This window comes from Candidatus Pelagibacter sp. HIMB109 (genome assembly GCF_052048155.1).
Lineage (GTDB): Bacteria > Pseudomonadota > Alphaproteobacteria > Pelagibacterales > Pelagibacteraceae > HIMB114.
On the sequence record NZ_JBNAIK010000010.1, the window covers coordinates 1 to 13,223 of the forward strand.

At 31.2% G+C, this 13,223-nt stretch carries 12 protein-coding genes and 5 tRNA genes; 2 read left to right on the plus strand and 15 right to left on the minus strand.

Annotation, left to right across the window (positions count from 1 at the left end; all coding sequences use genetic code 11):
• The 6 genes from ACTTAQ_RS05715 to ACTTAQ_RS05740 form a co-directional block, all read right to left on the minus strand.
• The coding region (locus ACTTAQ_RS05715) for a transcription termination/antitermination NusG family protein (protein ID WP_440696377.1) at positions 1-174 on the minus strand (174 nt) is incomplete at its 3' end.
• Positions 175-177: 3 nt separating this feature from the next.
• Complete coding sequence (gene secE / locus ACTTAQ_RS05720) at positions 178-360, minus strand: preprotein translocase subunit SecE (protein ID WP_040747083.1); 183 nt, start codon at positions 358-360, stop codon at positions 178-180.
• A gap of 16 nt (positions 361-376) precedes the next feature.
• Positions 377-452: transfer RNA gene (locus ACTTAQ_RS05725), tRNA-Trp, on the minus strand.
• Between the two features lie 23 nt (positions 453-475).
• Positions 476-1,663 carry an elongation factor Tu gene (tuf, locus tag ACTTAQ_RS05730; protein ID WP_009360093.1) on the minus strand — a complete coding sequence of 396 codons (1,188 nt, stop codon included), beginning with the start codon at positions 1,661-1,663 and terminating at the stop codon, positions 476-478.
• Positions 1,664-1,703: 40 nt separating this feature from the next.
• Positions 1,704-1,777: transfer RNA gene (locus ACTTAQ_RS05735), tRNA-Gly, on the minus strand.
• Positions 1,778-1,826: 49 nt separating this feature from the next.
• Positions 1,827-1,912, minus strand: a tRNA-Tyr gene (locus ACTTAQ_RS05740).
• Positions 1,913-1,984: 72 nt separating this feature from the next.
• On the opposite strand from ACTTAQ_RS05740, the gene ACTTAQ_RS05745 reads away from it, so the two are divergent.
• Positions 1,985-2,695, plus strand: coding sequence for a TrmH family RNA methyltransferase (locus ACTTAQ_RS05745; protein WP_440696358.1), 711 nt, complete (start codon positions 1,985-1,987; stop codon positions 2,693-2,695).
• Here ACTTAQ_RS05745 and ACTTAQ_RS05750 read toward each other — a convergent pair.
• A complete protein-coding gene (locus tag ACTTAQ_RS05750; protein ID WP_440696360.1) occupies positions 2,692-4,377 on the minus strand; it encodes a tetratricopeptide repeat-containing sulfotransferase family protein in 1,686 nt (561 codons plus the stop codon). The two genes, ACTTAQ_RS05745 and ACTTAQ_RS05750, sit on opposite strands and share 4 nt — an antisense overlap.
• 61 nt (positions 4,378-4,438) lie before the next feature.
• Positions 4,439-5,443 carry a porin gene (locus ACTTAQ_RS05755; protein WP_440696362.1) on the minus strand — a complete coding sequence of 335 codons (1,005 nt, stop codon included), beginning with the start codon at positions 5,441-5,443 and terminating at the stop codon, positions 4,439-4,441.
• Between the two features lie 158 nt (positions 5,444-5,601).
• Between ACTTAQ_RS05755 and ACTTAQ_RS05760 the strand changes: the two genes are divergently transcribed.
• Positions 5,602-6,126, plus strand: a complete 525-nt coding sequence (locus tag ACTTAQ_RS05760; protein ID WP_440696364.1) for a DUF3576 domain-containing protein — start codon at positions 5,602-5,604, stop codon at positions 6,124-6,126.
• A gap of 1 nt (position 6,127) precedes the next feature.
• Here the strand turns inward: ACTTAQ_RS05760 and ACTTAQ_RS05765 are convergent, their stop codons facing one another.
• From ACTTAQ_RS05765 to tig, 7 genes are all read right to left on the minus strand, one after another.
• A complete protein-coding gene (locus tag ACTTAQ_RS05765) occupies positions 6,128-7,462 on the minus strand; it encodes a tetratricopeptide repeat protein (protein WP_440696366.1) in 1,335 nt (444 codons plus the stop codon).
• A 3-nt stretch (positions 7,463-7,465) separates the two neighbouring features.
• Positions 7,466-7,543, minus strand: a tRNA-Asp gene (locus tag ACTTAQ_RS05770).
• Between the two features lie 4 nt (positions 7,544-7,547).
• A tRNA-Val gene (locus ACTTAQ_RS05775) sits at positions 7,548-7,623 on the minus strand.
• A 55-nt stretch (positions 7,624-7,678) separates the two neighbouring features.
• Entirely contained in the window at positions 7,679-10,063 is a 2,385-nt protein-coding gene (gene lon / locus ACTTAQ_RS05780; RefSeq protein WP_440696368.1) for an endopeptidase La, read from the minus strand.
• A gap of 63 nt (positions 10,064-10,126) precedes the next feature.
• Positions 10,127-11,404, minus strand: coding sequence for an ATP-dependent Clp protease ATP-binding subunit ClpX (gene clpX / locus ACTTAQ_RS05785; protein WP_440696371.1), 1,278 nt, complete (start codon positions 11,402-11,404; stop codon positions 10,127-10,129).
• 71 nt (positions 11,405-11,475) lie between these two features.
• Complete coding sequence (clpP, locus tag ACTTAQ_RS05790) at positions 11,476-12,090, minus strand: ATP-dependent Clp endopeptidase proteolytic subunit ClpP (RefSeq protein WP_440696373.1); 615 nt, start codon at positions 12,088-12,090, stop codon at positions 11,476-11,478.
• 32 nt (positions 12,091-12,122) lie between these two features.
• Positions 12,123-13,223 (minus strand): trigger factor (tig, locus tag ACTTAQ_RS05795; RefSeq protein ID WP_440696375.1); only part of this gene is annotated, 1,101 nt, incomplete at its 5' end.

Genomic DNA, 13,223 nt, shown 5'->3' on the forward strand with positions numbered 1-13,223 from the left:
GTACTTTTTCTTTACTACAGATCTTTTGCCTTTTTTTATTTCTGTAACATCTTGAGTTGGAACTAAAATTTCACCAAACTTTGATCCTAAATCTGCTTTTTCAAGCTCTTCTTTTATCTGTTCAGAAACCTTTTTTTCTGCACTAGCATGGGCTTGAACAATATACCATTTCATAACTTAACCTATCAAAAACCCTAACCCAAATTTAAAAATTTGATCTAAAAGCAAAAAAAACAAAGAAGCAATGATTGCCATGAAAATCACTGTAACCGAACCCATCAAAGTTTCTTTTCTTGATGGCCAAGTAATTTTAAATGCTTCTTGTTTTACAGATCTGAAAAAATTTATAGGGTTTTGCATTTTAGTTTTAGCTTATTGGCAGGAGCGGAGGGACTTGAACCCTCAACCCCGGGTTTTGGAGACCCGTACTCTACCAATTGAGCTACACTCCTTCTTTAATGTTATAAAGTGAAGCCTACTCTATAATCTTAGTTACTACTCCAGCTCCTACTGTTCTTCCACCCTCACGAATTGCAAACTTCAAACCATCATTCATTGCAATTGGGTTAATCAAAGTAACAGTCATTTTTGCGTTATCTCCAGGCATAATCATTTCAGTACCCTCTGGTAATGTTACTTCTCCAGTAACGTCAGTTGTTCTGAAATAAAACTGAGGTCTGTATTTTGAGAAGAATGGAGTGTGTCTTCCACCTTCTTCTTTTTTCAAAATATATGCCTCTGCTTCAAATTTTGTGTGTGGTTTAATTGAACCAGGTTTTGCGAGTACCTGTCCTCTTTCAACTTGGTCTCTATCAATACCTCTTAATAAAGCCCCGATGTTATCTCCGGCTTCACCAGTATCAAGAAGTTTTCTAAACATCTCAACTCCAGTACAAACCGTTTTTTGAGTTTCCTTAATACCAATAATTTCTAATTCATCGTTAGTATTAACAACACCTTGCTCAATTCTTCCAGTAACAACCGTTCCTCTTCCAGAAATTGAGAACACGTCTTCAATTGGCATTAGGAAAGGTTTATCTTTTGGTCTTTCAGGTTGAGGAATAGTTTCATCAACCGCTTTCATTAATTCTTCAATTGGTTTAACGCCTAATTCAGCATCACCTTCAATTGCTTTTAATGCAGAACCTTTAATGATTGGAATTGTATCTCCTGGAAATTGATATGATGTCAACAGTTCTCTAATTTCCATTTCAACTAATTCTAATAATTCTTTATCCTGTACAGTGTCCACTTTGTTTAAAAATACCACAATTGCAGGAACACCAACTTGTCTTGCTAAAAGAATATGCTCTCTGGTTTGAGGCATTGGTCCATCTGCTGCATTCACAACTAAAATCGCACCGTCCATTTGCGCTGCACCTGTAATCATATTTTTTACATAGTCAGCGTGTCCTGGGCAATCAACGTGTGCATAGTGACGTTTTTCAGTTTCATATTCAACGTGAGCCGTTGAAATTGTAATTCCTCTTTCTTTTTCTTCTGGAGCTTTATCAATCTGATCATAAGCAACAAAGTTTGCTCCACCTTTTTCAGACATAACTTTAGTTATTGCTGCTGTTAACGTAGTTTTACCATGGTCTACATGTCCGATTGTTCCAATATTACAATGCGGTTTACTTCTATCGAATTTTTCTTTTGACATCTTATTATATTTCTCTCCTAATTTTTTTATTTTTCCATTCTGGAGCGGGTGATGAGAATCGAACTCACGCAACCAGCTTGGAAGGCTGGAGTTCTACCACTGAACTACACCCGCGTAAAGGGGGTATTTACTCATTTGACCTCTAGTTTCAAGTGATTTTTTATGGTGGAGGGGGAAGGATTCGAACCTTCGAAGACCGAAGTCAACGGGTTTACAGCCCGCCCCATTTGACCGCTTTGGTACCCCTCCTTTAAAAAATGCTGTTATATTAAAATAATTATTTAAAACAAATGAAAAAAGTAAATATTTGAAATTATTATTATGAGCAAAAATTCAAAGTTTTGGGTTGCAGGTAGGCATTCAGTACTTGAAGCGCTAAAAAATACAAATAACAAAATTTTTAAAATAATTTTACAAAATAAAGATAATTTAAAATTTATTGATAAATCTCTACAAAAACAAGTTCGAATAGCTTCAAATAAAGATATACTATCATTAATAAACAATGCAGATATTAGCCATCAGGGTTTTTTGGCTGAAATACAGAGAACAAATTTGGAAATCCCAAAATCTGAAATTTTTAAACAAAAAAACATTATTATTCTTGATGGAATAAATGATCAAAGAAATATCGGTTCAATAATTAGAACAGCCTATGCGTTTAATATTAAAACACTGATAGTCAACAAAGATGAATTTAAAGAAAAAAGTATTTTATTAAATAAAACAGCAAGTGGGATACTTGAAAAAATTAAAATATTTAAAACCTCAAATGTAGTCAATATTATTAAAGAATTAAAAAAAAATAACTTTTGGATTTTTTGTTTTGATAGCAATTCAAATACTTTTTTTGATAAAAAAATATTGTCTGATAAAAATATTTTTATCTTTGGGTCTGAAAACAAAGGAGCAAGAAGTATTGTAAAAAAACTTAGTGACTACCGGGTCAAAATAAAAATCAATCCAGAAGTAGATAGCTTAAATGTTTCAACATCTGTAGCATCCGCTTTAACAATATTAAATCTAAATTAATAATTTTTTATATTTTTAAATAATTCAGGAAAGTAATCTTTGTACTTTTCCCAGGCTTTAACCGAAGATGAATAAATAGGCTGACGAACTTGCATAGTGCTTACAGTTTGAACTGCCCTTTTATTTTTAAAAAAATTTAAACAATTATGTTCAAATTCTAAATTACAAAAATCTAATAGTGATTTAATTTGATTTTCAGTATCATTTATTATTAACTCATATTTAAAATCATAAATAAAATCACTATATAAGTTTTTCCAAAATTTCATATAATCTACATATTGATTAAAAAAATTTGAAAGATCATCCTGATCGTAGGCCCAAGCAAGCTTATCTGTACCAAAATTATTTTTATAAATCGAAAGACAGGTGTCTCTGCCATCTCTAACACAATGTATTATCTTTGCGTCAGGTAGTGCATGGTAAATCAATCCAATTAATTTAAAATTTAAAGGCATCTTATCAGTTACAAAATCTTTCTTGTTAGAAATTTTATCTAACTCACTAATATAAAGATCTGACAATTTATTTAATTTTTTTTTGGTATCCTCTTCAAAACATTTTGGAAAATCGTCAAAAGATTTGTGAGGAAAAGCCTGTTGTAAGCTATCTGCTAAAAAAAAGATTTCATCTCCACCTTCTACTTTACTATGAGATGAAAGGATTTGTTCCACAAGTGTAGTTCCTGACCTTGGCATTCCTAAAATAAAAATAGGCACAGGTTTACTTCTGCTAACATTTTTTTGAATCCTGTTTTTTATACTACCAAATAAATCCCTGTGTAATTCAAACTCTTGTATTTCATTTTTAAAATTATAATTGAATTCCTCTCGTCTCTGATTGTTTGAAAAAATTAAATATTTACTAGCTTCCTCTGGCATTTTCATATCATCATATGCTTTTCCAATGGCAAATCCTATCTCGGCCTTGTCTTTTAATGAGTAATTCTTTGAATTGTATAGTTTTACCATTTCCTTAAGATGTTTATCCTCTTTGTCTTTGTATTTAATAAGAACACTTAAATCCTTGTGTAAGTGGGGATTGTTAGGATCTAATTCTAAAGATTTATTAAATATTTTTAATGCTTCCTTCGTTTTATCTTGGGATCTATATGCATTTGCTAAATTACCAAGTGTTACAACATTATTTTTATCTAATTTTAGTGCATGATTATATTTTATTACTGCTTCATCTATATTTTTATTAAGCGTATAAGCTGCTCCAGTTAAATTTAAAATTTCTACCTTTTGACCTGTATCAATTTTATTTTCGTATTTAGTATAAATTTTTTCTAACAAATCTATTGCATTTTTATATTCGTAATTAAAATAATATGCTCTTGCTAAAAAATACTCTCCATCGAATTCATTTTCCTCTAAATTTAAATATTTTTTTAAAAAATCAATTGAAGATTTATACATTTTAAAATGTAAATATAATCTTCCAAGATTCAAATATGGGGGTGCATAACTCTTATTTATTGAAATACATTTTGCAAAAAATTGTATTGATTTATTAAAATCTTTTTTGATTTCGAGAAAAACTCCATACAAATTCAGAAGAACTGGACTCTCCCTATTCTCTTTGATTTGGAACAATCTATTAATTTCTCTTTCAAAATCTTTAAGACGTTCTTTTTTTAAATAAGATAATAATTGGTTATAAATTTGGTCTTGGTTCATAAAAAAAAGGCCCACATTAATATAATGTGGGCCTTTTGGTAATTCAACTAAGTTAAGTTAATTAAAACTTACCTACAGTTCTGATCTGGAATGCATCACCGTCAGAAGCAGAGTTACCTGCTACGTTGTCGATTTCTGCATAAGAAATTTCAAGACCTAAACCGCCCATGTTGTAACCAACAGAAACCATAGTAGTTTCTTCTTCGTTAGCTAAATCAGTGCCGTTTGTATCACCATCTGTTTCTTCATAGTTTAATGAAACTGAGAAGTTATCATTGATAGCGTAACCAACACCAATTGAGTCAGTTTTGTACTCATCTTGAGCAGCAGCTAAAGCTAAGTTTTCAGTTTCAGCTCTGTTCACACCCACTGAAATGTTACCAAAGTTATAAGTAGCACCAATGTTTGTTGATTTTTGGTCTTCGTTTCCGTTTTTACCAGTAACATCGTTCATACCAGCTTTAACGCTTAATCCGTCAACGCCTAAGTTAGATGAAACAACGATGTTCATAGCAGAACCACCTGTAGTAGCACTTACAGTGTTAGAAGAGTCTCCTCCACCACCTTGTGTTACTGAAATGTCTGGAACGATGAACGCAGAAATTTTTCCGCCATCAAATTTTTGAGCGAATAAAATTCCTGTTGCGTTTGTTACTTTAGCACCACCACAAACTGTTTCGATTGCAGCAGAACCAATGTTTTTACCAACTGTACAAGCTCTGTCACCCACTGTTGGAATGTTAGTGAATGATAAACTTGGAGCAAAGTCAGCACCTAAGCCTACAGTTGTATCTCCGTTAGTAATTGAAATTACTGGAGCTTCGATTGCAGCATCTTCTAATTTGAAAGATGTAGTGATTGTTCCGATATCAGCATCTTTAGAACCAGAAAACTTTACAGTTTCCTCAGAACCTAAAGCACCTGATGAATCAGAACCAGTGTCTTCAGCTGAGTTGTATGTATATTCTACAGCACCAGATATACTAGCCGCAGAATGTGCAGCAGTACCAGCTGCTAATACAGACGAAATCAAAGCAGTAGACAATAATAGTTTATTGTTTTTCATTGTTTTCCTTTCGTTAAAAAACAAGTGTTTATCCCTTCATTTGCAAACATTCTCAACAAACTATAGGTTTTGAGCAAAAAATATTAAAATGTGTTACATTTATGCAACAACTAACATCTTGAATTAATAAAATTAACGGATATTAGACTTTATTTAATATGAAAAATAAGCTTATTTCAACACTTTTAGCAGTCTTAGCCTCATTAATCTTGTTTAACTGTTCTTCTAATGAAAAATCTGGAGATGGAGAGGTTGTTAAAAAAAAAAGAAGAGAAATAAGTATGGATAAAAGGGCTGAAGAGCAAAAAACTAAGTTATTTGGCAACCTTGGAAATAATAAAAGTACAACGTTTGAGTTCTCAACATCAAATGTTTTGTGGAGAGCTTCTCTAGAATCATTAAATTTTTTACCTTTAAATACCGTTGATTACTCAGGTGGGGTTATCGTAAGCGACTGGTACTCTCCAAACCTGTCGAATGAAAGTATTAAAATTGAGATAAGATTCCTCTCAAGTGAACTTAAGGCTTCATCAGTAATGGTAAAATCATTTAAAAAAATTTGCGAAACAAGTAAATGTCAAACCAAAAATATGGATAATTCATTCAATAAAAAAATTAAAGATAAAATAATTACAAAGGCGAGAGAAATTAAAATTTTAGATGAAACAAATAAAAAAAAGTAAATTAAATTAAATCTTTTACCTCAATATACACCCGGTCAATCACGTCTTCCCAATTTTCATTTTGTTTTTTTCTAAACAGAGTTAAATTATCATACCAATAACTATCATCACGGTCCAGTGACCATCGCCAATCAGGTATATTGGAAATCAATCCAAATGTCTTAATGCCCAATGTAGATGCCAAGTGAAGTAATGAAGTATCTGAAGAAATGATCAAATTAAAATTAATTATATTTTTAGAAACTTCAAAAAAATTTAAATCTCCTAAATATTTTATTTTTACTTTTTCAAAATACTCTTTATCATTTTCTCTTATATCTTTTTGTAAACAAAAAAACTCAACATTTTGATTTTTTAGAGAAAAAAGTTTACTTAAATATTTCAATTCCAAAGATCTTAATTTATCATATTTAAAATTTTCATTACCAGACCATGCTAAACCAACTTTAAAACTTTTATCTTTCGGAACTTGAGCGTTAAATATTTGAGAGTTTAATAAATTTGATTTTATTTTAAAATCATTTTTTTTATTAAATAAATATGGAAGTGATCCTATAAAAATCTCAAAGTCAAAATTATTTAATTTTATAGTTTTTTTTGTAGTGAAATTAAACTGATCATTTCTAAAAAAGTTTTTAAGTACACTTGGTATTTCTACTGTTATGTCGGTAGTATAAAACAACAAATCTGTTAGAAATCTTGAAAACATTATTACATCCCCAATTCCCTGCTCTGCTTTAATTAAAATTTTTTTATTTTTGATGTCGGAAATTTTTATAGGGTATTTTGAAGTATCTAAATTATTTTTTTTAAGCCGAAACTCATATTGTTTCCACCCTATTTCAAAATTTTCTAAAACTAAATTATTGAAACCTAAATTACACTGAGCATCAAAATTATTTTCATTTAAGTTAACCGCTTCTTTTTGTAATTTAATACTTTCTTTATATTGAGATAACTTTGAACAAGCTATGCCTTTGTAATTAAGCAAATTAGATTTATCAAAATTATTTAAATTTTTATAATTTAAACATTTATCAATTTCATCAATAGCTTTTTCAAACTGCAAAGTTTCACCAAAATACAAACTTTTCAAATTTTGAAAATCAAATGAATTGTGATTTAGAGTTTGGATTTTATTTATGATCTCTAAGCATTTGTTGTATTCTTTTAATTTAATTTTGCATAATCCTAAATTTATTAATGTAGAAACTCGATCAGGTAAAAATTTAAGAGATAAATTAAAATTTTTTTCTGCTTCGTCATATTTTTTTTTTAAAAAAAAATCTTCTCCGGTTTCAAAAAAGTTTTTTGCTATATTAAAATTATCATTCATAACTGGCGGGAGTGACGGGACTCGAACCCGCGGCCTCCTGCGTGACAGGCAGGCGCTCTAACCAAGCTGAGCTACACCCCCGGTTTGGTGGGCGGTGAGAGACTCGAACTCCCGACCCTCTCGGTGTAAACGAGATGCTCTACCAACTGAGCTAACCGCCCGAAAAGGAGGTATTACCTTATTTAATTACTAATTGCATCAATAATTTGCTAAAATTTAATGAGGACTTTTTTGCTCAACTGCTGATGTAGTTTTTTGATTTATCTCATCAACCTCGATCCAATTAATAGGGTCTGGTTGTTTTGTTAATGCTATTTTGATAACTTCATCAACGTGGTCTACTGCGATAATTTTTAATCCATCTTTAACATTTTGAGGTATTTCTTTGAGATCTTTTTCATTTTCAGATGGAATGATTGCTGTTTTTATTCCTCCTCTTAAGGCAGCCAAAAGTTTTTCCTTCAGCCCTCCTATGGGCAATACCCTTCCTCTTAATGTAACTTCACCAGTCATCGCTACATCTCTTTTGACAGGTATATTGGCTAAAGCAGAAACGATAGATGTAACCATTGCAATTCCAGCTGACGGTCCATCTTTTGGAGTCGCACCTTCAGGAACGTGTACATGAAAATCTTTTTTTTCAAAAACTGGGGGTGCAATACCATAATCAAGGCATTTAGATCTTATAAACGATTTAGCAGCCTTAATAGATTCTTTCATAACATCCCCGAGTTTTCCAGTATATTCCAATTTTCCTTTACCTGGCATAACCACTGTTTCTATAGATAACAGTTCACCACCTACCTCAGTCCAGGCCAGGCCAGTAACTACTCCGACCATATCTGTTTTTTCAATTTCGCCATATTTGAATTTTTTAACACCAAGATACTCATCAATATTATCTGCGCTAATTTCTATTGTTTCTTTCTTTTTAGTAACAATTTCTTTAACGCTTTTTCTCGCGAGCTTAGATATTTCACGCTCTAATCCTCGAACACCAGATTCCTTAGTGTACCTTCTAACAATTTCTAATATTTCATCGTCATTAATTTTTAGCTCATTTTCTTTAAGACCGTTATCTTTTAGTTGTTTTGGTAAAAGATATTTTTTTGAAATTTCTAATTTTTCTTCTTCCGTATAACCAGCCAAACGAATGATTTCCATTCTATCAAGCAATGGTCCAGGGATATTTAAAGTATTTGCAGTAGTAACAAACATAACATTTGATAGATCATAATCGACTTCAAGATAGTGATCATTAAAATCTTTATTTTGCTCAGGATCTAAGGCTTCTAATAAAGCAGATGACGGGTCACCTCTATAATCCATTCCAACTTTATCTATTTCATCAAGTAAAAATAGAGGATTTGTTTTCCCAGCTTTTTTCATCATTTGGATAATTTTACCTGGCAAGCTACCTATATATGTTCTTCTATGGCCTCTTATTTCAGCTTCGTCTCTTACTCCCCCTAGAGACATTCTTACGAATTCACGACCAGTTGCTTTTGCGATTGATTTACCAAGAGAAGTTTTTCCAACACCTGGGGGACCGACTAAACATAGTATTGGTCCCTTTATTTTTTTTATTCTAGATTGAACTGCTAAAAATTCCAAAATTCTATCTTTTACTTTTTCAAGACCATAATGATCATGATCTAATATTTTTTCAGCTTTATCTAGGTCTGTGCTTACGTTAGATTTTTCATTCCAAGGCAAAGAAGTCATCCAGTCCAGGTAATTTCTAACTACTGTTGACTCTGCTGACATTGGACTCATCGTTTTTAATTTTTTTAATTCTGAAAAAGATTTTTCTTCTGCTTCTTTTGGCATTTTCGCTTTTTTAATTGCATCCTCTAATTGTTTCAGCTCATCTTTTCCCTCTTCTATTTCGCCAAGTTCTTTTTGTATTGCTTTAAGTTGTTCATTCAAGTAATACTCTCTTTGGGTCTTTTCCATCTGGTTCTTTACTCTGCCACGAATTCTTTTTTCAACTGACATTAACTCTAATTCGCTATCTAAGTGCCCAATGATCATTTCTAGTTTTTTTTGCACATTTAAAGTTTCTAAAATTTTTTGCTTTTCTTCTAAATCCACTCCAAGTGTAGATACAGTTTTATTAGCTATAATATTTGGATCTGAAATATTTTTAAAATTTATATTTGATTCTTCGCTAAATTTTTTTGAACTTTTTGATAGTTTATTAAATTTATTAACTAAAGCCTGAGATAACAAATTATTATTTTTATCCTCTACTAAAATACAATTTTCTACCTGTGCATTTAAAAGTTTTTCATTTTTTTTAAACTCAATAACTTTACATACTGATTTTCCTTCAACTAAAATTTTTACAGTTCCATCCGGTAATTTGAGGAGCTGAAGCACCTCTGCAATAGTTCCAATTGAGTAAAGATCTTTTTCATTAGGATTGTCTACATCCGGATTTTTTTGAGTTAATAGCACTATCTTTTTTGAATTATTCATTGCAAAATCTAAAGCATTAATTGATTTTTCACGACCAACAAATAATGGTGTTGTAGAGTTTGGGAAAACTACTATGTCCCTTAAGGGCAATACAGGTAAAGAGTTTTGATTTACGACCATAATCAAAACATAATTATTAAAGGCGATAAAACAAGGAGATATTTAAAAAATTATCACCAATTTTTAATTGGCAATTTTAGTGTCTTTTTCTTCTTCTTTTGTCTTGGGAGAATTTTTGGAATATATCATTAATGGTTTTGTTTTTCCATTAATCACCTCTTTATTCAAAATTACTTCATCAACACCTTCGATAGATGGTAGATCAAACATTGTTTCAAGTAAAACTTCCTCAATAATTGACCTCAAACCTCTGGCTCCAGTTTTTCTAGCAATTGCTTTCTGAGCTATTTCTTTAAGAGCTTCTTTGGCAAACGTTAATTTTACACCTTCAATTTCAAACAATTTAGAATATTGCTTTGTAAGGGAGTTTTTAGGCTCCTCAAGGATTTTTACCAAACTTTGTTCATCCAGATCTTCCAAGGTAGATATTATGGGCAACCTTCCAATAAACTCTGGTATTAAACCAAACTTTAATAGATCCTCTGGTTGAACATCTTTCATTAACTCACCTGCACCTTTTTCAATTTTATCTTTAATCTTAGCGCCAAAGCCGATTGATGAACCTTGACCTCTGTCAGCTATGATTTTATCTATTCCCGCAAAGGCACCACCAACAATAAATAATATATTTGTAGTATCAACTTGCAAAAACTCTTGTTGAGGATGTTTTCTACCTCCTTGCGGTGGAACACTTGCTACTGTCCCTTCCATGATTTTTAATAATGCTTGCTGAACACCTTCTCCAGATACATCTCTTGTTATTGAAGGATTTTCAGTTTTTCTACTTATTTTGTCGACCTCATCAATATAAACAATTCCTCTTTGAGCTTTTTCAACATTGTAATCTGCTGCTTGAAGTAATTTTAAAATAATATTTTCTACATCTTCGCCTACATAACCTGCTTCTGTTAAAGTCGTTGCATCTGCCATTGTAAAAGGAACATCTAAAATTTTTGCAAGAGTTTGTGCCAGCAAAGTCTTTCCGCATCCAGTTGGCCCAATTAACAGAATATTTGATTTAGCTAGCTCAACATCATTAGAAGATTTTTCAGTATGGCCTAACCTTTTGTAATGATTATGAACTGCGACAGATAAAATTTGTTTAGCTTTCTTTTGTCCAATCACATAATCATTTAAAATTGAAAAAATTTCTTTTGGTGTAGGTACACCCTCTTCATTTTTAGAAATTTGACTCTTGCTCTCCTCTTTTATTATATCCATACAAAGTTCTACACATTCGTCGCAAATAAAAACTGTTGGACCCGCGATTAATTTTCGAACTTCATGTTGGCTCTTTCCACAAAAAGAACAGTACAGAGTATTTTTATTTTCTTTAGACATTTCGAATCAATATATCTTACATTAACTCAGCCAGAGTCATATAATCAAGTATTAGTTGTATTGAATATTTTCTAATTTTCTCGCTTTTCAACGACTTTATCTACAAGTCCAAACTTTTTCGCCTCATCAGCACTCATAAAATTATCTCTTTCAAGAGCTTCTTTTATTGTCTCTACAGTTTGACCGGTATGTTTAGAGTAGATTTCGTTAAGCCTTTTTTTTGTGCTCAAAATTTCTTTAGTATGTATTTCAATATCAGTTGCCTGACCTTGAAAACCAGCTGATGGTTGATGAACCATTATTCTTGCATTCGGAAGTGACATTCTCAAACCTTTTTCACCCGCGGCTAACAAGAAAGAGCCCATTGATGCAGCCTGACCAATGCATAATGTTGATACAGTTGGTTTAATAAATTGCATAGTATCATAAATTGCAAGACCATCGGTGACAACGCCACCTGGAGAATTAATATATAAATAAATTTCTTTAGAATTATTTTCTGACTCTAAAAATAATAGCTGAGCTGAAACTAAACTTGAAATATATGAATTTATTGGTCCTGTTAAAAAAATTATTCTTTCTTTTAGTAATCTTGAATAAATATCAAAAGATCTTTCTCCTCTTGGTGTTTGCTCAATCACCATCGGAACTAATGTATTCATGTAAACATCAAAAGGGTCTTTCATACGAATCAGTAATTTAAATTTATATCTATTGATTATTTTTTACTAGTTTTTTTAGCACCAGATTTCTTAGCTGTAGCTTTTTTTACAGTTTTTGTATTTGTTTTAGTTTTATTATCTGTACTAGGACTCATAATATTTTGAAGTTCTTCTTTTGTAATTGATTTAACTTTTGTTTTTGCTTTTTCTTTTATTAAATTCATTACTTTATCTTCAAATATTGGTCCTCTTAGTTTTGTAAGTTCAGAGGGATTTTTTTGGTAGTATTCTCTAATTGTTTTTTCTTGACCCGGGTACATTCTAAGTTGTTTTTCAAGCTCACCTTGAAGTTCTTGTGAAGAAACTTTTACAGAATGTTCTTCACCAATATTTGATAATACCAAAGCAAGCTTAACTCTTCTCTCTGAAATTTTTTTCACTTCTTTTTTATCGTTGTCATCTAATTTAATTTTGGAATGATCTTTTTCACCTTTTTCATTCATTTTTTCATGAACCATCGTGTGCTCTACAGTTTTAATTTCAGAGTCAAGCATTCCCTTTGGTAAATCAATTTTAAATTGTTTATCTAACTGATCCAAGATTTCTTTTTTACAAAGCTGGTCAGTAATACTTTCAAATTCTTTTGAAATTTGTTTTTCAATCATTGATTTTAAATCAGATAAATCTTTCGCTCCCATGTTTTTGGCAAAAGCATCATCGATTTTTTGCTCTTCAGGTGATTTGATATTTGTAATTTTGCATTTGAACTCTGAGGCTTTGCCAGCAAGTTCTTTTTTAGGATAGTTGTCAGGTAGATTGATTTTCACTACTTTTTCATCATTTTTCCTAACACCAATAATTTGCTTATCAAAACCTTTGATAAAAAGATCTTTCCCTAAAACAATTTGAAGCTTTTCACCCTTGTTTCCTTCAAAAGATTTTCCATCTACTGTAGCTTCATAATTAAATTCAACTAAATCATTGTTAGCTGCAGCTTTTGATGCATCATTATCATTATATTTTTTAGAACTTTCAGCTAATTGATTTAACCTTGTCTCTAAGTCTTTTTTATCTGCTTTGACTTCATATTTTTCAATCTCAATTTTGCTTAAATCAACTTTTTTAATTCCAGGACGTTTTCTAACTGGAGCTAGACC

What these genes read in the sequence shown, in the direction of transcription:
- secE (WP_040747083.1), bottom strand. Translation starts at nt 360, where the DNA reads ATGCAAAACCCTATAAATTTTTTCAGATCTGTAAAACAAGAAGCATTT.
- tuf (WP_009360093.1), bottom strand. Translation starts at nt 1,663, where the DNA reads ATGTCAAAAGAAAAATTCGATAGAAGTAAACCGCATTGTAATATTGGA.
- ACTTAQ_RS05745 (WP_440696358.1), top strand. Translation starts at nt 1,985, where the DNA reads ATGAGCAAAAATTCAAAGTTTTGGGTTGCAGGTAGGCATTCAGTACTT.
- ACTTAQ_RS05750 (WP_440696360.1), bottom strand. Translation starts at nt 4,377, where the DNA reads ATGAACCAAGACCAAATTTATAACCAATTATTATCTTATTTAAAAAAA.
- ACTTAQ_RS05755 (WP_440696362.1), bottom strand. Translation starts at nt 5,443, where the DNA reads ATGAAAAACAATAAACTATTATTGTCTACTGCTTTGATTTCGTCTGTA.
- ACTTAQ_RS05760 (WP_440696364.1), top strand. Translation starts at nt 5,602, where the DNA reads ATGAAAAATAAGCTTATTTCAACACTTTTAGCAGTCTTAGCCTCATTA.
- ACTTAQ_RS05765 (WP_440696366.1), bottom strand. Translation starts at nt 7,462, where the DNA reads ATGAATGATAATTTTAATATAGCAAAAAACTTTTTTGAAACCGGAGAA.
- lon (WP_440696368.1), bottom strand. Translation starts at nt 10,063, where the DNA reads ATGGTCGTAAATCAAAACTCTTTACCTGTATTGCCCTTAAGGGACATA.
- clpX (WP_440696371.1), bottom strand. Translation starts at nt 11,404, where the DNA reads ATGTCTAAAGAAAATAAAAATACTCTGTACTGTTCTTTTTGTGGAAAG.
- clpP (WP_440696373.1), bottom strand. Translation starts at nt 12,090, where the DNA reads ATGAAAGACCCTTTTGATGTTTACATGAATACATTAGTTCCGATGGTG.